This window comes from Mesorhizobium sp. PAMC28654 (genome assembly GCF_020616515.1).
GTDB lineage: Bacteria > Pseudomonadota > Alphaproteobacteria > Rhizobiales > Rhizobiaceae > Mesorhizobium.
Window position 1 is genome coordinate 5,054,977 of record NZ_CP085135.1, and the last position, 18,249, is coordinate 5,073,225.

The following is an 18,249-nucleotide window of genomic DNA, read 5'->3' on the forward strand; positions in this document are numbered from 1 at the left end:
CGGCCTCCATTACAAATCGGCGACGGGCTCGAGCTTCAGCGCGGTGCGCCGGATCTCGAACAGCATGATCCCGGTGGCGACAGCGAGGTTGAGAGAATCGGCGCGGCCCGCCTGCGGTATCCGCAGCAGCCTGTCGCAACTCGCGGCCAGATTGTCTGGCAAACCCTGCTGCTCATTGCCCATCATCAGCAGCACCGGGCCACGAGAGTAATCGATCGAGCGGTAATCGACCGCTCCTTTCAGATGTGTCCCGCCGACAAGGCCCGAAAACCCGCCGCGCCAGGCGAGGAAGGCTTCCTGGCTGGCCTTGACCACGGGCACCGCGAAGATCGAGCCCATCGTCGCGCGTACCGTCTCGACGGAAAACGGGTCGGTGGTTTCGCCGATGAGGATGACGCCCTTGGCGCCGACGGCGTCGATGGTGCGGATGACGGTGCCGAGGTTGCCGGGGTCGCGCACGCGGTCGAGCGCCACCCAGACGTCGCCATTGTCGGCGCGGATATCCTTGAGCGGCAGGAATCTCTGCGAAAAGACGCCGACCACCATCTGCGGATTGTCGCGGCGGGTGATCGCGACAAGCACTTTTTCCGACACTTCGAGCACCGTGCCGCCGGCAGCGACGGTGCGCGCCGCGACCTTTTCAATCGCCGGGTTGCCGAGCCCGGCCTTGGCGAACACAAGCGTCTTGATAGACCAGCCAAGATCAAGCGCGTCGATGACCAGCTTCAATCCCTCGGCCATGAAGGCATTCTGCTGGTCGCGGAATTTCTTCTGGGCGAGCGCCTTGATGTCCTTCACCAGCGGATTGGCAAGGCTGGTGACTTCCTTCACCAGTCCTGGCGAACCTGCATGTCGCTCATTCATTCAGGCCACCCAACGCGAAAACAATGAGGTCGAAAGCGCCCGGCCGGCGGATTTTTCACGGATGATCAACTCTCCCGATTCAACCTTGCCGCCCATGCCGGCAAAAGTATCGCGCATCAGGGCATGGATGGTGAAAAACGAAGCGCGGATCGAATAGGCCGTCAGCACCACCGCGAGCGGTTTCGGTGTCAGGATCGAACGGCAGAGATCGGTCAGCGCCGGCAGGTCCTCGAACAATTGCCAGACCTCGCCCTTGGGACCACGGCCATAGGCCGGCGGATCGAACAGGACGATGTCGTAGCGGCTGCCCCGGCGCTCCTCGCGCTCGGCGAATTTTACCGCGTCATCGACGATCCAGCGGATCGGCTTGCCGCCGAGGCCGGCCATCTCCTGGTTTTCGCGGGCCCAGCCGATCGCCTTCTTGGACGCATCGACATGGGTGACCTCGGCGCCCGCGCGCGCCGCCACCAGCGATGCAACGCCGGTATAGCCGAACAGGTTCAGCACTTTCACCGGCCGCTTGGCCGAGGCGATCAGTCCGGCCATATGGTCCCAGTGCGACGCCTGCTCGGGAAAGACGCCGACATGGCGAAACGAGGTGAAGCGGCCGAGATAGTCGATGCCGTCATGCTTCATCGGCCAGGTTTCGCCGAGCGGCGTCTTGGGGAAGCGCCAGCGGCCGATGCCCTCCTCGTCGGTATCGCCGGTGAAGATGGCGTCGGCGCGTTCCCAGTCTTTTGCCGGCAATGCCTTTTGCCAGATCGCCTGGCCCTCTGGCCGGACGATCCGATAGGGTCCGTACTGCTCGAGCTTCTGGCCGGCACCGCTGTCGAGCAGCGCATAGTCGGCATTGGGCGCCACTTCGAGGATCACCGGCAGATGCTCGGCGGGCAGGGCGCCGTCGCGGCGGGCCAGGATGCGCGGCGCGGATTTCGGCTGCTCGTCAGCCTTCGCCTCGTGCTGCTCGCGTGGCTTTGGATCAGGCCTGGCCGCAGCCGCATGGCTGGCGCGCGGGCGCGATTGTTCCGTCGCGCCCTTCGCGGATTGGGGCGGGCGGCTGTCGCGGCGTTTGTCGCGAAAAGACTTCAAGAAGCGGCATCTCCCAACGGCGTGGCCGCTTTTGGCACAGCGTCAGGCACTCCGCAACCGGGAGAGGTTTTCGCGCCAATGAAGTGACGAGGCTTCCGACCGGTACGGCATGGCTCTATCGTGCGTCGCCAAGACGGCCCGGAAAACTCATGTCCCGTTCAGAACGCCTGCTCGACCTCATCCAGACATTGCGCCGCCATCGTCGCCCGGTGAGCGGGCGGGTGCTCGCCGATGAGCTGGGCATCTCGATCCGCACGCTCTATCGCGACATCGCCACGCTGCAGGGACAGGGCGCGCCGATCGAGGGCGAGGCGGGGCTGGGCTATGTGCTGAAACCCGGCTTCATGCTGCCGCCGCTGATGTTCACCGATGAGGAGATCGAGGCGATCGTGCTGGGCTCGCTGGGTCGCCAAGCAGCCGGACACGCGCCTTTCCGCTGCCGCCACCAACGCGCTGGTCAAGATCGCCGCCGTGCTGCCGGATGATCTGCGCGAGGATCTGGATGCCACCGCGCTGCTGGTCGGGCCGCCTGCCGAACCGGTGGAAGGCATCGACCTCGGCCTGGTCCGGCAGGCCATTCGCAACGAGCGCAAGCTCGGTTTTCTCTATCGTGATGCGGGCGGGGCTGCGTCCGAGCGTATCGTGTGGCCGTTTGCGCTCGGCTTCTTCGACAAGGTGCGGGTGGTGGTGGCCTGGTGCGAGACGCGGCAGGATTTCCGGCATTTTCGCGCCGATCGTATGGCGGAGCTCAAGGCAACCGACACACGCTACCCGCGCCGGCGACAGGTGCTGCTGAAGGAATGGCGGGCGACACTCGACAAACCGCGCCGCTAATGACTGCTACTGCCAGAATCTGACAGTAGCGCCTTCTATGGTCTTCCAGTCGAAACACTGAACGCCTTGGAGAGCAGATCATGACACCCCCGAATTTCGTCATCCTCTATGTCGACCAGCCGCTTGAGAGCGGCGCTTTCTACAGTGCGCTGCTTGGCCGGGAGCCGGTCGAGAGCGCGCCGACCTTCGTGCTGTTCGTGCTGGATGGCGGTTTCAAACTTGGCCTGTGGTCGCGCCATACGGTGGAGCCGGCAGCGGCGGCGCCCGGCGGTGGTGGGGAGATCGTGTTTGCGCTGGAGACGCCGGCCGCCGTCGATGCCACCCATTCCGACTGGGCTGAGCGGGGTCTGAAAATCATCCAGACACCCACGGACATGGATTTCGGCCGTACCTTCGTCGCTGTCGATCCCGACAATCACCGCTTGCGCGTCTATTGGCTGTCCGATGCGGGGGAACAGTCATGAGCGCCCACTGGATCGCGGTGGCGTCGGCCGCGCATGTCCGGCGCGGCAGGACAGAAGGCTTCATGCAGGTCAACCACGGCAAGGCAGCGCCGCTGCGCAGGGTCAAGCCCGGCGATGGCATCGTCTATTATTCGCCGAGCACTGTTTTAGGCGAAAAGGACGGTCTGCAGGCGTTTACCGCTGTTGGCACCGTCCGGGAAGGCGAACCCTACCAGGGCGAGATGGGCGGCGGCTTCACGCCATTCCGGCGCGATGTCGAATGGGCAAAGGCAAGCGAAACGCCGATCAAGCCGCTACTCGACCGGCTGGAATTCACCGCCGGCAAGTCGAACTGGGGCTACCAGCTTCGCTTCGGCCTGTTCCCCATCAGTGCCGGGGACTTCGCGCTGATCGCCGAGGCGATGGGCGCCGAACAAGCGCTGATCCTACCGCTTGAGTGCCTGGTAGACGGCGATGCCTGCGGCGAGGTCCTCGAGTGCCGCGCCGACTGACTTGAACAGCGTGATCTCGTCCGCGCTCCGCCGGCCTTTTTGCTGGTCGCGCGCCAATTCGTGGAGATCGGCGACAATGGCCTCGGCCTTCAGCACGCCGGAGGCCAGCGGCTGGACGATGTCGCCGGCTTCCTTGGTGGCGCCGGCACGCGTGTCGACGAAGACGCGGGCCCTGATGATCGCATCGTCGTCGGCTTCGCGCATTGTGGGCGTGAAGCCGCCGACGAGATCGACATGGACCCCGGGCTTCAGCGACGCGCCCTTGATGAGCGGCGTCGCGGTGATGGTCGCCGAGGAGACGATATCGGCCTGGCCGAGTTCAGCGTCGAGATCGTCAGCGGCTTCGGCGGCAAAACCTTCGGCACGCAGCTCTTCGGCGACTTTCTCGGCATTGGCCGGGGTCCGGTTCCAGATGCGGATGGTCTTGATCGGCCGCACGGACGAATGCGCCTTGGCAAGGAATGGCGACAGCGCACCGGCGCCGACCACCAGCAGCCGCGCGGCGTCCTCGCGAGCGAGATAGGAGGCGGCAAGCGCCGAGGCGCAAGCGGTGCGCCACTGCGTCAGCCGCTGGCCGTCGATCAGTGCCTCGGGCTCGCCCGTCGCGCCATCGAGCAGAAGATAAAGCCCCATCACTGCCGGCTTTCCGATCGCGTTGTTGTCTGGCGACACGGTGACGATCTTGACGCCGATATGGCCGCCGGACGATGTCCCGGCCGCGTTGAAATCGGTCCAGGCCGGCATCAGGAGCAGCGTGGACGCCGCGCCATCGGGGCGTTCGACCGCATGGTGATGCCGCACGGGCTGCACCGCGCCATCGCGAAAAGCCGCGCGCAACGTCTCGACCAATCCGGGAAACGTCAGGGCATGATCGACCTCAGCGGCCGAAATGGTCAGCATGGAAAGCTCCGTGGAGAGAAAAATGCCAACCGGTTCAGTTGGTTGACTTGGGCAAGGTGGGACCTTGCGGTGCGGCGGGCGCACGGCTGATCGACTGGCGCAGGTTCTCGGCTTCCACGCCGCGCTGGCGCGCCAGCTTGCGATGGCGGCCCTGCTTGACCCAGGTTGCCATGCTGCCGACAATCATGCCGATGGCAAGGGCCAGGAACAGGAAGATGAAAAGCGGCAAGGTCAGCGTCAGCGCCGGATTGCCGGGGTTGAACGGGTCCAAGGTGAAGGCAACCGGCTCGCGGTTGGCGACGGCCAGCGCGATCAGCATGATGGCCAGTGGCACGAAGACCACGATGAGCATGAATCGATTGAGCATGATGTTTTCCGCTGGAAGACTGGCCTCGTCAAAAGAGACCGCGCCTACTTTCCTCCGTTCAGCCTTTCACGCAGCTCCTTGCCGGTCTTGAAGAACGGCACCCATTTCTCCTCGACCTCGACGGATTCGCCGGTGCGCGGATTGCGGCCCGTGCGTGCCGGCCGATTCTTGACCGAGAAAGCCCCGAAGCCACGCAATTCGACCCGATTGCCGTCGGCAAGCGCGTCGGTGATCTCGTCGAAAATGGCGCCGACAATGTTTTCGACGTCGCGCAGGAAAAGATGCGGGTTGCGCGTGGCAATGATCTGCACAAGTTCGGATTTGATCATGAGAGAGGTCCCCGTGAAAGCTGTGCGGTCAAAATTATGAGGATGATTTTATTTGCTTTTTCACTCGCCCCAAACGGCCCCTCAAGGGTGCCAGACGGAAACGAGACCGTCAAGAAACAAGCGGTCGGCGCCAAGTTCGTGCATTACATCGCCGCTGTAGTCGGGCAGGCCGAGCGCGCTGGTGATCGTGCGCAGCATCGTCCTGGAGAACAGGAAGCCGCCGCGTTTTTCCGTGTTCTTCCATTCCACCACCTTGAGCTTGGCGTCGACGCCCTTGGTCGCCAGCCAGTCGACTGCCTCGGTCTCGCCGCCGACGCCGTCGATCAGCCCGTTGGCGACGCCCTGTCGGCCGGTGAAGATCGAGCCGTCGGCCAGCGCCAGCGCCTGCTCGTGGGTCATCTTGCGGCGCTCCGCGACAATGCCGACGAACCAGTCGTAGCTGTCGAGGATGAGCTTGCGGACCATGGCGCGTTCGTCGTCAGTCGTCGGCTTGAACGGTGAGGGCGAGGCCTTGAGCGGCGACGACTTCACTTCCTCGAGCTTGATGCCGAGCTTGTCCATCATGCCGCTGACATCCGGATACTGGATGAGCACGCCGATCGACCCGACGATCGAGGATTTGTGGGCGACGATATGATCGGCCGCGCTTGCAATCATGTAACCCGCCGATGCGGCAAGGGTGCCGACCTCGGCGACCACCGGCTTGTCCGCCGCCAGCTTGCGCACTTCCTCGTAGATGGTTTCGCCGCCGACCGTGGTGCCGCCCGGTGAATCGATCGCCAGGATCACGCCTTTCACCTTGTCGGACTTGCGGATGCTCTCCAGGCGCTTGATCAGCTCATCGTCCTCGGTGATCGTGCCCTCGATCCTGACCTTGGCGATATGGTCGACCGTGGCGCCATTGAATTCGTCCCCGTAAAACCAGGAGGCGATGGCAACCAGCCCGAGCGCCAGGATCGCGATCGCCGCAACGCGCCAGAAGGTCAATTTCCGCCGCAAGCGGCGGCGGTCGATCAGGTCGTCGGCTCTCAATGCCATGGTCTGCCTCATAGTCGCGGAAGCAGACGCTTTTAAAGCAAGCTCTGGCTCCCGGCTACCGGTTTCCTGAGAGGCTTGCAGCGAGGCGGAATGGCTTTCGGGGATATGACAACCGGTGGTGGATGAAAAATTAACGCATCACGCCCGTATCTGATATGACACACCGTAGCAGGGATTTGATTTGGTTCACGCAGGGAAAGCTGTCATATTTTCGCGGTTTTCCTCCGCTTGTGCTTGCTTGAGAGCGTCGGCTTCCCACCTATAGGCGGTGTCCGGCGGGCAGGGCTATAAAGAAAGCTGTGATGTTAGCGCGAACGATTGAACCAACCAACACCGAGACGGAGTTGGCTCCCCCGACGGCTGGCCTGGAGAGGGGCGATGCCTTCGGACGTGCGCAGCGCCATTCGCGCCGCGTGCGTATCCTGAAGTTCGCGATACCGCTGCTCGCTGTCGCGATCGCTGTCGGCTTTCCGGCCTATTCCTATCTCGCCGCGCCCATCTCGGTCGCGGTCCAGGCCGAAGGTACGGCTTTTTCCAATGGCAAGCTCGTCATGGCCAACCCCAAGCTGAATGGCTTCACCAAGGAGAAGCAGCCCTATTCGATGACCGCGTTGCGCGCCATACAGGACGTGACCAAGCAGGGCATCATCGAACTGGAGGGCATCGATGCCAAGCTGCCGATCGCGATCGACAACATCGCCACCGTGAGCGCCTCGCGCGGCATCTATGATCGCGACGGCAACACGATGAACCTGACTAGCGACGTCACGGTGAGCACCACCGACGGAATGGAAGCCAAATTCAAATCGGTCTTCCTCGACATGGGCAAAGGCACTATGAAGACGGGAGATCCCGTCGACGTCGGCAAAGGCGCGTCGCGGATCACCGCGGATTCCATGTCGGTCCAGGACAATGGCAAGGTTCTGATTTTCGAGAACAGGGTGCGCGTCAATATCGATTCCGCCAGCTTGGCGACAGAGGGAAAGAGCGGAGAATCCAATGCGGCTCAGTAGTTCGGCGCGGCTCATGGCTGCGACTTCGGCATTGCTGTTCCTGGGGCTGGCGTCGTCTTGGGCGCAAACGAACGCCACCAGCCAGATGTCAGGCCTCAAACTGTCCGGCGACAAGCCGATCCAGATTGAGAGCGACAAGCTCGAGGTTCGGCAGGCGGAGAGCGTTGCGGTGTTCACCGGCAATGTAAGCGTCGTTCAGGGTCCGACCGTGCTCAAGGCCGGCAAGATGACGGTCTATTACGTCAAGGATCCAAGCGCCGCCGCCAAGGGCACGGAAGCCGCGGGCGCGGCGATGACCGGTTCGGCCAATATTGATCATCTGGAGGTAGAGGACAAAGTCTACATCAAGTCGGATCAGCAGGTCGCGACCGGTGACAGCGGCAGCTTCGACATGAAGAGCCAGGTGCTGGTGCTTTCGGGCAAGAAGGTCGTCCTGTCACAAAACGACAACGTCCTGGTGGGCTGCAAGCTGACCGTGCAGATGAAGAGCGGCCTGGCTCAGGTCGATCCCTGTAGTGGTCAGCGCGTCATGATGTCGATCACGCCGCCGAAGTCGGACGCGGCAAAACCGGACGCGGCAAAGCCCTAATGGCCGGTGCATCCTCGCTGATGGCGCGTCTGTCGGGACGTGCCGCGAGCACGCTCGCGGCACCGGCCACGGTGACTGTCGATGCGGCAAAGTTCAAGGGAACCTTGATCGCCAAGGGCCTGACCAAGAGCTACAAGGGTCGCAAGGTCGTCAACGGCGTGACGCTTGGCGTGCGCGCCGGCGAGGCTGTTGGCCTGCTCGGTCCCAATGGCGCCGGCAAGACAACCTGTTTCTACATGGTTACCGGTCTGGTGCCGGTAGACGAAGGCACGATCGAGATCGACGGCTTCGACGTCACCTCGATGCCGATGTACCGCCGCGCGCGCCTGGGCATCGGCTATCTTCCGCAGGAAGCGTCGATCTTTCGTGGTCTTACCGTCGAGCAGAACATCCGTGCCGTGCTCGAAGTGGTCGAGAAGAGCCGCAAGGAACGCGAGCGCAGCCTCGACGAACTGCTCGAGGAATTTCACATCAGCCATTTGCGCAAGGCGCCGTCCATGTCGCTTTCGGGCGGCGAGCGTCGGCGTCTCGAAATCGCCCGTGCGCTGGCGACGCGTCCCGCCTACATGCTGCTCGACGAACCCTTTGCCGGCATCGACCCGATCGCCGTTGCCGATATCCAGCAATTGGTGCGCCATCTGACGGCACGCGGCATCGGCGTGCTCATCACCGATCACAATGTCCGCGAGACGCTTGGCCTGATCGACCGCGCCTACATCATCCATGCGGGCCAGGTTCTGACCCATGGCAGGGCCGATGAGGTGGTCGCAAACGCCGATGTGCGGCGGCTTTACCTCGGCGAGGGCTTCACCCTATAGAGCGGCTCCTCGTTTCACGGAAACGCGGAACCGCCCTGGCTCTTTGTTCGACGCAATTCCGGCCGGAAAACCGTTTGACACTTTTCCTGGAATTGCTCTGAGCGAAAATCGCGTCGACAGCGCGATTTTCGTACGCTTTGGCGTGATTTCTTCGATTTTTGTCGCCTGATAACGTCTTCGTAAACGCGATTTGCTAGTCATTGCTTGACAAGCAAAAGCCGGGCCAGTTTCTATGTCCGGCTGAAAAAATCCTGTCCGCGTTGCGGATGCGTAGACGAGGCGTTTGAAACCGAACCATGGCGCTGGCGGCGAAGCTACAGCTACGACAGTCGCAGTCGCTGGTGATGACGCCGCAGCTGATGCAGTCGATTCGGCTGTTGCAGTTCACCCATGTCGAGCTGGAGCGCTTCATCGATGACGAGATCGAGCGCAACCCTCTGCTTGAGCGGGCCGAACCACAAGATGACGCGGCAAGCGACCAGGCACAGAAGAACGATGTCGAGCCGGAAGCCGCCGCCGAGGGCGACTGGTTCGAGAGCGAGACGGCATGGAGCGCCGAGGCGATCTCGGAAAAGCTCGACAGTTCGCTGGAGAACCTGTTTCCCGACGATCCGGGCACGAGCGAGCGGCTTGGTCCCGACCTGACGGCCCAGTGGAAGTCGGCGGCCGGCAACGGATCCGCAACCTCGTCCGAAGGGCTTGACGCGGGCGACATGGCCGCCACCGCCATCACGCTGCGCGATCATGTCAGTGAACAGGTCGCCCTTGCCTTCGCCGATCCGGCGGCCCGACTGATCGCCGGCGAACTCGCCGACAGTCTCGACGAAGCCGGCTATATGCGCGCCGACATGGCCGAGATCGCGGCTCGTCTGGGCACGGACTCCGCCGCCATGGCCAGGGTCCTGGCGGTCTGCCAGACCTTCGAGCCCGCCGGTCTCTTCGCCCGCGACCTCGCTGAGTGCCTGTCGCTGCAGCTTGCCGTGCGCGACCGCCTCGATCCGGCGATGAAGGCGCTGGTCGCCAATCTCGAACTGTTGGCGCGACGCGATTTCCAGACGTTGAAGCGGATTTGTGGCGTCGACGAAGAGGATCTGCTCGACATGCTGGCAGAGATCCGGGCGCTTGACCCCCGGCCTGGAACGGTGTTTTCGGTCGGCGCCAGCGACGCGATCGTCGCCGACGTCGAGGTGCGGGCGGCCAATGACGGCAGCTGGACGGTCGAACTCAATGCTGAAACGCTGCCACGCGTGCTGGTCGACCATATCTATTTCGCCCAGGTGTCGCCGCATGCGAAAAACCAGACGGAAAAGGATTTCCTGGCCGAGTGCCTGCAGAACGCCAACTGGCTGACGCGCAGCCTCGACCAGCGCGCCAAGACTATCCTCAAGGTCGCCTCTGAAATCGTTCGCCAGCAGGATGCCTTCCTGGTGCACGGCGTGCGCCACCTCAAGCCGCTCAACCTGCGCACCGTGGCCGACGCCATCGGCATGCATGAATCGACGGTCAGCCGGGTCACGGCCAACAAATACATGCTGACGCCGCGTGGCGTGTTCGAGCTGCGTTACTTCTTCACCGCCTCGATCGCCGCGTCGGGCGGTGGTGACGCGCATTCGTCGGAGGCGGTGCGTGACCGCATCAAGCAATTGATCGACGAGGAGAAGCCCGCCGACGTGCTCTCCGACGATGCGATCGTCGATATGCTGCGCGAGAGTGGCGTCGATATAGCCAGGCGCACCGTGGCCAAATATCGCGAGGGCATGAATATTCCCTCGTCGGTGCAGCGGCGACGCGAAAAGCGCGCTCTGGCCAGCGTCGGCCGCTAGAATGCAGCCTGTTTTAGCGTAGCAGGCCCCTGAAAGAGGGGGCGGCGGCCGCGGCGGCGCTTGAAACACATGTTGTCCACAGGGCCTTTATCCGGGCGCGATTGCCACCGGGGCCCGGCTTCATTGACAAGCTGCGGTGAAGTGGCTAGAAGCCCGCCCGCATGAGACGGGCTGATCGCCCGCATGCGGATGGTCCGTCAAGACGGTGGCCTAGGGATGGCCAAGAGGCGGCTTGTGATCAACTGGAAAGTTCGGATTTAAAATCGGCGCGAGTGACGCCGCAAAGCTTGTGCGCACGGACCACGAGTATAAACTCTGGCCAGTTTGAAGCCTGGGCAAGAAAGGTCAGTTTTCAGATGAAACTGCGCATATCGGGAAAACACATGGATATCGGCGATGCGTTTCGTACGCGTATCAACGACCGTGTCGGCGAAGCGATCGGAAAGTATTTCGACCGCGGATTTTCGGGGCACGTCACCGTCATCAAATCGGGGTCGCGCTATTCGGCGGATTGCATGATCCGGCTGGATTCCGGCGCCTCGCTGCAGGCCACTGGCGATGCCCAGGATCCGACGCTGGCCTTCGAGGCCGCCGCGGATCGGCTGGAGACCCGCCTGAGGCGCTACAAGCGCCGTCTGAAGTCGCACAATTCAGGCAATGGCAATGGTGAGCCCACCGACATCGCCTATGCCGTGATGGCGCCGCTTGCCGATGACGACGAGGACATTCCGGAGAATTACGCGCCGGCCATCGTCGCCGAATCAACCATGACGCTGCAGACCATGTCGGTGGCGTCCGCTGTCATCGAGCTCGACACCAAGGAGAGCCCGGTCTTCGTGTTCCGCAACGCCGGAAACGAACATCTCAACATCGTCTATCGCCGGCCCGATGGAAACATCGGCTGGATCGACCCGTCCATGACCAAGGTCGCACAGGGATAAAAAGCCGGCCGCACGAGGGGTGGGGACTGGTGACGGCAGGCGAACAAGGATTTTCAAGCATGGATCTGAGCGATCTTATCAACGTTCCGGCAATCTTGCCGGCGTTGAAGGCGAACTCCAAGAAGCAGCTGCTGCAATTGCTGTCCGAAAGGGCGGCCGCGATTTCCGGCATTCCGGAGCGCGAGGTGTTCGACACCATCCTGCAGCGCGAGCGGCTGGGCTCGACCGGCGTGGGTAATGGCATTGCCATTCCGCATGGCAAACTGGCCGGGGTGAAGCGCATCGCCGGCGTGTTCGCCCGGCTGGAGACGCCGGTCGATTTCGAAGCGCTGGACGACCAGCCGGTCGATCTGGTGTTTCTGCTGCTGGCGCCTGAAGGCGCCGGCGCGGACCACCTCAAGGCGCTGTCACGCATCGCGCGCGTGCTGCGCGACGCCGACACCGTGGCCAAGATCAGGGGTACGCGCGATGCCGTCGCAATCCACGCGCTGTTGTCGGATACCCAGGCCTCGCACGCAGCCTGAAATTCGTATTTGAAATCCCTACAGGGCCGCCTTGGGCGGCCCTTGCCGTTTCACCGTACTCGTCGGTTAGTGGATCGCGACCGTGGTGAGGTCGTTTTCCATGGCGCCGGCCAGCGCACGGTCGCGGGCGTCGGCAAGCAGGATCGGCTGGCCGTTGGCGGCAAACAGCGCCCACAGTTGCATGCCGGGAGCGATTTCGCCGAGGCCGGGGAAGCGGCCGAGCAATTCGTCACTCGACACTTTTCTGAGATAGGCGACCGAGCCTTCGCCGAGATGGGCGAATTCGCCGCTGGTCATAATGATGGTTTCGTCAGTTCTGGTCATTTTAGCCTCCTTGGCGCGAGGATGCCGCTCAAGGCCATCCCGCTAAGAGCCATTCAATTTTCCGCATCGTGCTTTCGGAAAATCGGTGCCGATGTTCCGGCCGATGCAGTGGTAAAGATCAGTCTTTCACCGATATGTTTATTTTCCGTACCAGCCGTTCAGACTCCGGCCGATCGAGATCGATCGACAAAAGGCCGTTCTTCAACTCCGCCGCGATCACCCGCATGCCGTCGGCCAGCACGAAACAGCGCTGGAACTGGCGCGCGGCAATGCCGCGGTGGAGGAATTCGCGCTCGGTATCGTCACTTTGACGGCCGCGCACGACCAACTGGTTTTCCTCCGTGGTCACGTCGAGATCGCTTTCGGCGAAACCGGCAACGGCAAGTGTGATGCGCAACCGTTCGGTCTTGCCGTCAACGCCGCTGAGCCGCTCGATGTTATAGGGAGGGTAGCTGTCGCCGGATTTCGCCAAACGTTCCAGGGTTTTTTCCATGGCGTCGAAACCGAGGAGAAGCGGGCTGGAAAAGGGCGTCATTCGGCTCATGTTACACTGTCCTCTCAAGAGCGACATAAAGTGGAAAAACCCGGATGGCATTTTTCCCGCTGGTCTTGATATGGTCCGCCTCGCGGTCAAGTTCAAGCCACCAAGAAGCCCGCCCCAAAAGACCACGTCGTGGACTCACAACTATGATCGACATGGCGCTTGAAGATCTAGGGAGAAGCGCGCAGGTCGGGGTTATTCCCCCGTCCGAGCGGTTCGATCTGGCGGTCAGCCTGCGTCCGCGACCCCGCCAAACAAGGAATTGAAATGCCCCAGACTCGCAAGATCATCATCGACACGGATCCCGGCCAGGACGATGCCGTCGCCATATTGCTGGCGCTCGGCAGCGCTGAGCTGGAGATCGTCGGCATCACCGCCGTGGCCGGCAACGTGCCGCTGAAGCTTACCGAAAAGAATGCCCGCAAGATCTGCGAACTGGCCGGACGGCCGGACATCAAGGTCTACGCCGGAGCAATCCGCCCGCTGATGCGTCAACTCGTCACCGCCGAGGAAGTGCACGGCCAGACCGGCCTCAACGGACCGCAATTGCCCGAACCCGTGATGAAGCTGCAGGACCAATATGCCGTCGATTTCATCGTTGACACGCTAATGAAGGAAGAGAGCGGCACCCTCACGCTGTGCCCACTCGGGCCGCTGACCAACATCGCTCTGGCGCTGATCCGCGAGCCGAGGATCGCGCCGCGGATCAAGGAAATCGTGCTGATGGGCGGCGGCTACTTCGAAGGTGGCAATGTCACGCCGGCGGCCGAGTTCAACATCTATGTCGATCCGCATGCCGCCGATGTCGTCTTCCGGTCCGGCGTTCCGATCGTCATGATGCCGCTCGACGTCACCCACAAGGCGCTGACCACGACCAAGCGCACGCAGGCCTTCCGCGCGCTCGGCACCAAAGTCGGCATCGCCACCGCCGACATGCTGGAATTTTTCGAGCGTTACGACGAAGGGAAATATGGCACCGATGGCGGACCGCTGCACGACCCCTGCGTCATCGCCTATCTGCTGAAGCCGGAGCTGTTCAAGGGTCGCAACTGCAACGTCAGCATCGAGACCGCCTCGGAACTCACCATGGGCATGACCGTGATCGACTGGTGGGGCGTCACCAAGCGGCCGAAGAACGCCATGGTGATGCGTGACATCGACCATGATGGTTTCTTCGCGCTGCTGGTGGAGAGGCTGGGACGGCTTTAGTTCCTGTTTCTGGTGCGTGTCATCCAGAGCCGATGGGTGCTCTGGATGACACGCATCGGGTTGCTCAATCGCGAAGCAGACGAAAGGTATCGCTGTCGTTCTCACGGTGCTGCCGCTCAATCGAAACGTCCGATCCGGCAGTTCGCGGAGCGTCGTTATAAACGAAGACCAACGTGTTATTTTCCCTGAGGCGGACACCGTAGAGGTAACGGGACCCGCCGGTGAGTGCGGTATCCGGAGACGGAGAGGCGTCGAGGACGGTGGCAACTGTGCCCGTCATGCGATCCCGGCTGATGATCGGGCTGGCCTGCCTTGCTACCAGCGCGGTAACTGCAAGAAAACACAGGCTCAGGACGAGAGCCGAGAGAAATATGTCCCTGAGATTTTCCCTCACGACCAAAGCGACGACGATAAACCTTGAATTGGCCATCCATTTTCCTTGGCTGTGAGCATTTGAAGCTGCTCACAGAGCAATGCTTCAATTGGCAAACCGGTAAGATATGGAGCCATTGTTTCGGGTAACGCGCTCAATCCTTACTGGTGAGCCGATGAGGTGCAGTTCCTCGCTGTCAACAAATACGAACGAGTCGTCATCGAGGGACAGCGCGTAGGTGGGCACGTTATTCCTGACCCAGTATACGCTCTTGATCGTCCCATCGAGCGCAACAATCGACCGAGTCAGGCTTGCGTCATTCGCAGACTCGTTCAGAGCCAACAAAACCATTATCGCAAAAAAACCTGCAAATAGGACCACGCTAGGCGCGTTCCTCTTCAAACCATCCCTAGTCCAAAAAGCAGACATCAATCCCTCAATTAGGATTCATATGGTTTTGGGAGAACAAACTTTCAATCGGCTTCAGTTGTTCGTTGGCACAGTCCTTGCGGCTGCTGCCGTTACTTCGAGCGCGAAAACGCCAGCCACAGGCCACCGCCGACCAGGAAGCTGCCGCTGATCCGGGACATCAGCTTGATGCGGTTGGCCGACAGCAGCCGTCCGGCGCGACTGGCGGCGAGCGCATAGGTCGAATCCGACATGGCGGCGAAGATCATGGCGGTCAGGCCCATGACGACGATCTGCAGCGTATAATTGCCCTGTGGCGCGATGAACTGCGGGAAGAAGGCGCCGAAAAACACCAGTGTCTTGGGATTGCTGAGCGCCACCAGGAGACCCTGCAGGAAGAAGCCGCCACGCGGTTTCCTGGCTGTTCCATCGGCATTCAGCGTGCCCTTGGAACGGAACATCTGCACGCCCATCCAGACCAGATAGGCGGCGCCGATCAGCTTCACCCATTCGAACCAGTGGCCCATGCCGGCTATCAGCGTGTTGAGGCCGATACCGACGATGGCAATCATGATGGCGAGCCCAGCTTGCGTGCCGGCAACATTGGCCAGACCGGCGCGCGAGCCGTGGCGGATGCTGTTGGCGATGATCAGCGTGACCGTCGGGCCGGGCACCAGGATGATGACGATGCAAGCAAGGACATAGGTGGCGTAGAGTTCCAGCGACATCAGGTTTCCTCCGGCGGCTGCCGCTCAAGCGGCGCGACTGACCAAGATCAATGCATAGCCAGGATGTCGGTGCAAGCCGGCGGGAAATGTTGCTGACAATTGCCGACGCGGCTCTAGGCGCCGGCCTGCCAGGGCAGCGTCACCTCATAAGCCGCTGCCGCCCTCAGCACGGCAAGGTCGCCGCGCGGCCGCCCGATCAGTTGCATGCCCATTGGCCGTCCCCTGTCGTCGAAGCCGACGGGAACGTTGACCGCCGGACAGCCGCCCAGCGTGGCATATGCGGAAACCTGCATCCAGCGGTGGTAGCTGTCCATCGTTCGTCCGGCGACCGCGCGCGGCCAGTGGGTGCCGACGTCGAAAGGGAAGACCTGCGCGGTCGGCAGTGCGATGAGGTCGAAGCGGTCGAAGATCGACAGCAGCGTTCGATGCCAGGAGGTGCGGATGACCGAGGCCGCGCGGATCCGCGGCGCCGTGAGGCGCATCGCGTTCTCCACTTCCCATATGGCTTCCGGCTTCAGCAGGCCACGTTTGTCGGGATCGTCATAGTGGGTCTTGAGCGCGCAGCCGCTGCTGGCCTGACGCAGTGTCACAAAGGCCTGCCACAGAGCCTCGAAATCGAAATCCGGCAGCAACGGCTCCGTCACGAAAGATGCCTCCGCGAACCGCCCGAGAGCAGTCTCGCACAGATTGAGAATGCCGGGCTCGATCGGCAGATGGCCGCCGAGATCGCCAAACCAGGCGATGCGGCCGCCAGTCACTGGCGTTGCGAGGCCTTCGAGGAACGAGCCCTGCTTCTCATAGGACAAGGGTGCGTGCGGATGATATCCGGCCTGCACGTCGAGCAGCAGCGCCATGTCGGCGACGTTGCGGCCCATCGGCCCCTCGACGCCCATCTGGGCATGGAAGACCTCGAAGTCCGGCCCGCCGGGCACAAGCCCCTGCGACGGGCGGAAGCCGTAGACATTGTTCCAGGCCGCCGGGTTGCGCAGCGAGCCGCCAAAGTCGCTGCCATCGGCGACCGGTATCATGTCGAGCGCCAGCGCCACCGCGGCACCGCCGCTCGAGCCGCCGGCGGTCAAAGCAGGGTCAAAGGCGTTGAGCGTCGGCCCAAACACGTTGTTGTAGGTGTTGGAGCCCAGGCCGAATTCGGGGACGTTGGTCTTGCCGATGATGATGGCTCCGGCGTTGCGAATACGCTCGACGAAGAAATCGTCTTCCTGCGGCACGAAATCGGCGAAGATCGGCGAACCGAAGGAGGTCCTGAGGCCCGTGGTCGAGGCAAGGTCCTTGATGGCGATCGGCAGGCCGAACAGCGCGCCCGCAGTGCCCGCTTGCGCCAGATGGGCGTCAGCCCTGCCGGCCTCGTCCAGGATGTCACCGCGGTCGCGCAGCGACACGATGGCGTTTACGTGCGGGTTCACCGCTTCGATCCGATCAAGAAATGCCGTCACGACCTCGCGAACGGAAAGGTCCTTTCGCTTGATCCTGTCGGCAAGTTCCACTGCGGACAGGCGGCAGATGGCGCCGGCGGGCGGCACGTCATGTTTTGTCTGGGGACGCATGGCCTGGTCTCAGCTTTTGGATTTCTGCAACGCCGCGTCGACGTCCTTGGCGAGGGGAATCGCGGGCTGGGCGCCCGGTTTCAGGCAGGCGAGCGAACCGGCGGCTCCGGCGCGGGCAAGCGCCTGCTCCAGCGGCAGGCCGCAGGACAGGCCGGCGGCGAAATAACCGCAAAACGTATCGCCCGCGCCCACCGTATCGACCGGGGTGATCTTCATGGCCGGTACCGCAAGGACATCGGCTGGCGTCGCCGCCATCACGCCGTCGCCGCCGAGCGTGACGACGATGGTGCGACCGGTTTTGCCGGCAAAGTCACGCATTCGCGCCGTGCGGTCGCGGCCGCTCAAGGACAGCGCCTCGACATAGAGGTCGAACTCGGTTTCGTTGGCGACCACATAGTCGGCCTTGCCGAGGAAGGCGGCTGCCTCGCCGCGGAAAGGTGCTGTGTTGAGCACCGTGATCGCGCCCGCCGCCCTTGCCGCGTCCAAAGCAGCGTCGACTGTCTGCAAGGGAATCTCGTGCTGCAGCAGCACGACGTCGCCCTTCTTCAGGAAAGCCTTGGAAAGGTCGCCCGCAACAACCGAATCGTTGGCGCCAGGCACGACGGCGATCATGTTCTCGCCGTCGTTGCCAACCATGATCAACGCCGTGCCGGTCGAGGCAAAGGTCTCACCGACGCCGGACAGGTCGATCTTGCCATCACGCAGCAGTGCCAGCGCTTCGTTGGCGAAGCTGTCCTTGCCGACCGCGCCCACCATCCGCACCGTGGCACCGGCGCGTGCCGCGGCCAGCGCCTGATTGGCGCCCTTGCCGCCGGGTGCGGTGGTAAAGCCGGAGCCGCCGACGGTTTCCCCACGGCCGGGGAGCCGGTCGACATTGGCGATAAGGTCGAGGTTGATCGAGCCGACAACGATAATCAAGTAAAGCCTCCTGCTGAATGCGCGGGAACCTAGAGCAAAATCCGAGCGGATAGAATCGATAGGGGTTTCGTTGGGATTGGAAATCTGATTCAGCATATCTGC

General features: G+C 62.6%; 21 protein-coding genes and 1 pseudogene. 10 read left to right on the forward strand and 12 right to left on the reverse strand.

Translation table 11 applies throughout. The annotated features are described in order from the left end of the window. Window positions 1-9 precede the first annotated feature (9 nt). Together LGH82_RS24850 and LGH82_RS24855 are read right to left on the reverse strand one after the other, a co-directional pair. The gene (locus LGH82_RS24850) at window positions 10-864 is read right to left on the reverse strand and encodes a TrmH family RNA methyltransferase (protein ID WP_227345266.1); all 855 of its coding nucleotides are present in this window, start codon (window positions 862-864) and stop codon (window positions 10-12) included. After that, a complete protein-coding gene (locus LGH82_RS24855; protein WP_227345267.1) occupies window positions 865-1,953 on the reverse strand; it encodes a class I SAM-dependent rRNA methyltransferase in 1,089 nt (362 codons plus the stop codon). A gap of 149 nt (window positions 1,954-2,102) precedes the next feature. On the opposite strand from LGH82_RS24855, the pseudogene LGH82_RS24860 reads away from it, so the two are divergent. The 3 genes and pseudogenes from LGH82_RS24860 (at window position 2,103) to LGH82_RS24870 (ending at window position 3,742) form a co-directional block, all read left to right on the forward strand. After that, window positions 2,103-2,787: pseudogene (locus tag LGH82_RS24860) on the forward strand (helix-turn-helix transcriptional regulator). Between the two features lie 80 nt (window positions 2,788-2,867). Beyond that, a complete protein-coding gene (locus LGH82_RS24865; RefSeq protein WP_227345268.1) occupies window positions 2,868-3,251 on the forward strand; it encodes a VOC family protein in 384 nt (127 codons plus the stop codon). Then, the gene (locus tag LGH82_RS24870; protein ID WP_227345269.1) at window positions 3,248-3,742 is read left to right on the forward strand and encodes an EVE domain-containing protein; all 495 of its coding nucleotides are present in this window, start codon (window positions 3,248-3,250) and stop codon (window positions 3,740-3,742) included. The genes LGH82_RS24865 and LGH82_RS24870 overlap by 4 nt, the downstream gene beginning before the upstream one ends. Here the strand turns inward: LGH82_RS24870 and LGH82_RS24875 are convergent. From LGH82_RS24875 to sppA, 4 genes are all read right to left on the reverse strand, one after another. Further along, a complete protein-coding gene (locus LGH82_RS24875) occupies window positions 3,677-4,642 on the reverse strand; it encodes an ornithine cyclodeaminase family protein (protein ID WP_227345270.1) in 966 nt (321 codons plus the stop codon). The two genes, LGH82_RS24870 and LGH82_RS24875, sit on opposite strands and share 66 nt — an antisense overlap. A gap of 34 nt (window positions 4,643-4,676) precedes the next feature. Further along, window positions 4,677-5,009 carry a DUF1049 domain-containing protein gene (locus tag LGH82_RS24880; protein WP_227345271.1) on the reverse strand — a complete coding sequence of 111 codons (333 nt, stop codon included), beginning with the start codon at window positions 5,007-5,009 and terminating at the stop codon, window positions 4,677-4,679. 44 nt (window positions 5,010-5,053) lie between these two features. Further along, on the reverse strand, window positions 5,054-5,338 hold the full coding sequence (locus LGH82_RS24885; RefSeq protein ID WP_056111776.1) for an integration host factor subunit beta: 285 nt from the start codon (window positions 5,336-5,338) through the stop codon (window positions 5,054-5,056). A gap of 81 nt (window positions 5,339-5,419) precedes the next feature. After that, entirely contained in the window at window positions 5,420-6,376 is a 957-nt protein-coding gene (gene sppA, locus LGH82_RS24890) for a signal peptide peptidase SppA (RefSeq protein ID WP_227345272.1), read from the reverse strand. Window positions 6,377-6,678: 302 nt separating this feature from the next. Between sppA and lptC the strand changes: the two genes are divergently transcribed. The 6 genes from lptC to ptsN all read left to right on the forward strand — a co-directional run bounded on the left by lptC (window position 6,679) and on the right by ptsN (window position 12,084). Next, entirely contained in the window at window positions 6,679-7,389 is a 711-nt protein-coding gene (gene lptC, locus LGH82_RS24895) for an LPS export ABC transporter periplasmic protein LptC (RefSeq protein WP_227345273.1), read from the forward strand. Then, entirely contained in the window at window positions 7,376-7,978 is a 603-nt protein-coding gene (locus LGH82_RS24900) for an LptA/OstA family protein (RefSeq protein WP_227345274.1), read from the forward strand. The genes lptC and LGH82_RS24900 overlap by 14 nt, the downstream gene beginning before the upstream one ends. Continuing rightward, window positions 7,978-8,796 carry an LPS export ABC transporter ATP-binding protein gene (gene lptB, locus LGH82_RS24905; protein ID WP_227345275.1) on the forward strand — a complete coding sequence of 273 codons (819 nt, stop codon included), beginning with the start codon at window positions 7,978-7,980 and terminating at the stop codon, window positions 8,794-8,796. Before LGH82_RS24900 ends, lptB begins: the two co-directional genes overlap by 1 nt. A gap of 296 nt (window positions 8,797-9,092) precedes the next feature. Beyond that, a complete protein-coding gene (gene rpoN / locus LGH82_RS24910) occupies window positions 9,093-10,619 on the forward strand; it encodes an RNA polymerase factor sigma-54 (protein WP_227345276.1) in 1,527 nt (508 codons plus the stop codon). Between the two features lie 356 nt (window positions 10,620-10,975). Beyond that, window positions 10,976-11,560: a ribosome hibernation-promoting factor, HPF/YfiA family gene (hpf, locus tag LGH82_RS24915; RefSeq protein WP_227345277.1), complete on the forward strand. Its 585-nt coding sequence runs from the start codon at window positions 10,976-10,978 to the stop codon at window positions 11,558-11,560. Window positions 11,561-11,619: 59 nt separating this feature from the next. Continuing rightward, on the forward strand, window positions 11,620-12,084 hold the full coding sequence (gene ptsN, locus LGH82_RS24920; RefSeq protein ID WP_135898701.1) for a PTS IIA-like nitrogen regulatory protein PtsN: 465 nt from the start codon (window positions 11,620-11,622) through the stop codon (window positions 12,082-12,084). A gap of 66 nt (window positions 12,085-12,150) precedes the next feature. Here the strand turns inward: ptsN and LGH82_RS24925 are convergent, their stop codons facing one another. Next, a complete protein-coding gene (locus LGH82_RS24925) occupies window positions 12,151-12,408 on the reverse strand; it encodes a DUF1150 family protein (RefSeq protein WP_227345278.1) in 258 nt (85 codons plus the stop codon). Between the two features lie 118 nt (window positions 12,409-12,526). Then, window positions 12,527-12,952 (reverse strand): Hsp20 family protein, encoded by a 426-nt coding sequence (locus LGH82_RS24930; RefSeq protein ID WP_227345279.1) that lies wholly within the window; start codon window positions 12,950-12,952, stop codon window positions 12,527-12,529. Between the two features lie 264 nt (window positions 12,953-13,216). Here LGH82_RS24930 and LGH82_RS24935 point away from each other — a divergent pair, with 264 nt between their 5' ends. Next, the gene (locus LGH82_RS24935; protein WP_227345280.1) at window positions 13,217-14,158 is read left to right on the forward strand and encodes a nucleoside hydrolase; all 942 of its coding nucleotides are present in this window, start codon (window positions 13,217-13,219) and stop codon (window positions 14,156-14,158) included. A 64-nt stretch (window positions 14,159-14,222) separates the two neighbouring features. Here LGH82_RS24935 and LGH82_RS24940 read toward each other — a convergent pair whose 3' ends face one another. The 4 genes from LGH82_RS24940 to LGH82_RS24955 form a co-directional block, all read right to left on the reverse strand. Beyond that, entirely contained in the window at window positions 14,223-14,588 is a 366-nt protein-coding gene (locus tag LGH82_RS24940; protein ID WP_227345281.1) for a hypothetical protein, read from the reverse strand. A 464-nt stretch (window positions 14,589-15,052) separates the two neighbouring features. After that, window positions 15,053-15,667 (reverse strand): LysE family translocator, encoded by a 615-nt coding sequence (locus LGH82_RS24945; protein ID WP_227345282.1) that lies wholly within the window; start codon window positions 15,665-15,667, stop codon window positions 15,053-15,055. Window positions 15,668-15,780: 113 nt separating this feature from the next. Beyond that, the gene (locus LGH82_RS24950; RefSeq protein ID WP_227345283.1) at window positions 15,781-17,229 is read right to left on the reverse strand and encodes an amidase; all 1,449 of its coding nucleotides are present in this window, start codon (window positions 17,227-17,229) and stop codon (window positions 15,781-15,783) included. Between the two features lie 9 nt (window positions 17,230-17,238). Further along, a complete protein-coding gene (locus tag LGH82_RS24955; protein ID WP_227345284.1) occupies window positions 17,239-18,147 on the reverse strand; it encodes a ribokinase in 909 nt (302 codons plus the stop codon). Window positions 18,148-18,249: the final 102 nt, after the last annotated feature.

Excerpts from the sequence above, each read along its gene's own strand:
- LGH82_RS24935 (WP_227345280.1), top strand. The coding sequence starts at position 13,217 with ATGCCCCAGACTCGCAAGATCATCATCGACACGGATCCCGGCCAGGAC.
- LGH82_RS24940 (WP_227345281.1), bottom strand. The coding sequence starts at position 14,588 with ATGGCCAATTCAAGGTTTATCGTCGTCGCTTTGGTCGTGAGGGAAAAT.
- LGH82_RS24930 (WP_227345279.1), bottom strand. The coding sequence starts at position 12,952 with ATGAGCCGAATGACGCCCTTTTCCAGCCCGCTTCTCCTCGGTTTCGAC.
- LGH82_RS24850 (WP_227345266.1), bottom strand. The coding sequence starts at position 864 with ATGAATGAGCGACATGCAGGTTCGCCAGGACTGGTGAAGGAAGTCACC.
- LGH82_RS24885 (WP_056111776.1), bottom strand. The coding sequence starts at position 5,338 with ATGATCAAATCCGAACTTGTGCAGATCATTGCCACGCGCAACCCGCAT.
- LGH82_RS24865 (WP_227345268.1), top strand. The coding sequence starts at position 2,868 with ATGACACCCCCGAATTTCGTCATCCTCTATGTCGACCAGCCGCTTGAG.
- LGH82_RS24945 (WP_227345282.1), bottom strand. The coding sequence starts at position 15,667 with ATGTCGCTGGAACTCTACGCCACCTATGTCCTTGCTTGCATCGTCATC.
- lptB (WP_227345275.1), top strand. The coding sequence starts at position 7,978 with ATGGCCGGTGCATCCTCGCTGATGGCGCGTCTGTCGGGACGTGCCGCG.
- sppA (WP_227345272.1), bottom strand. The coding sequence starts at position 6,376 with ATGGCATTGAGAGCCGACGACCTGATCGACCGCCGCCGCTTGCGGCGG.
- LGH82_RS24925 (WP_227345278.1), bottom strand. The coding sequence starts at position 12,408 with ATGACCAGAACTGACGAAACCATCATTATGACCAGCGGCGAATTCGCC.
- LGH82_RS24900 (WP_227345274.1), top strand. The coding sequence starts at position 7,376 with ATGCGGCTCAGTAGTTCGGCGCGGCTCATGGCTGCGACTTCGGCATTG.
- LGH82_RS24950 (WP_227345283.1), bottom strand. The coding sequence starts at position 17,229 with ATGCGTCCCCAGACAAAACATGACGTGCCGCCCGCCGGCGCCATCTGC.
- lptC (WP_227345273.1), top strand. The coding sequence starts at position 6,679 with ATGTTAGCGCGAACGATTGAACCAACCAACACCGAGACGGAGTTGGCT.
- LGH82_RS24870 (WP_227345269.1), top strand. The coding sequence starts at position 3,248 with ATGAGCGCCCACTGGATCGCGGTGGCGTCGGCCGCGCATGTCCGGCGC.
- hpf (WP_227345277.1), top strand. The coding sequence starts at position 10,976 with ATGAAACTGCGCATATCGGGAAAACACATGGATATCGGCGATGCGTTT.
- ptsN (WP_135898701.1), top strand. The coding sequence starts at position 11,620 with ATGGATCTGAGCGATCTTATCAACGTTCCGGCAATCTTGCCGGCGTTG.
- LGH82_RS24875 (WP_227345270.1), bottom strand. The coding sequence starts at position 4,642 with ATGCTGACCATTTCGGCCGCTGAGGTCGATCATGCCCTGACGTTTCCC.
- rpoN (WP_227345276.1), top strand. The coding sequence starts at position 9,093 with ATGGCGCTGGCGGCGAAGCTACAGCTACGACAGTCGCAGTCGCTGGTG.
- LGH82_RS24880 (WP_227345271.1), bottom strand. The coding sequence starts at position 5,009 with ATGCTCAATCGATTCATGCTCATCGTGGTCTTCGTGCCACTGGCCATC.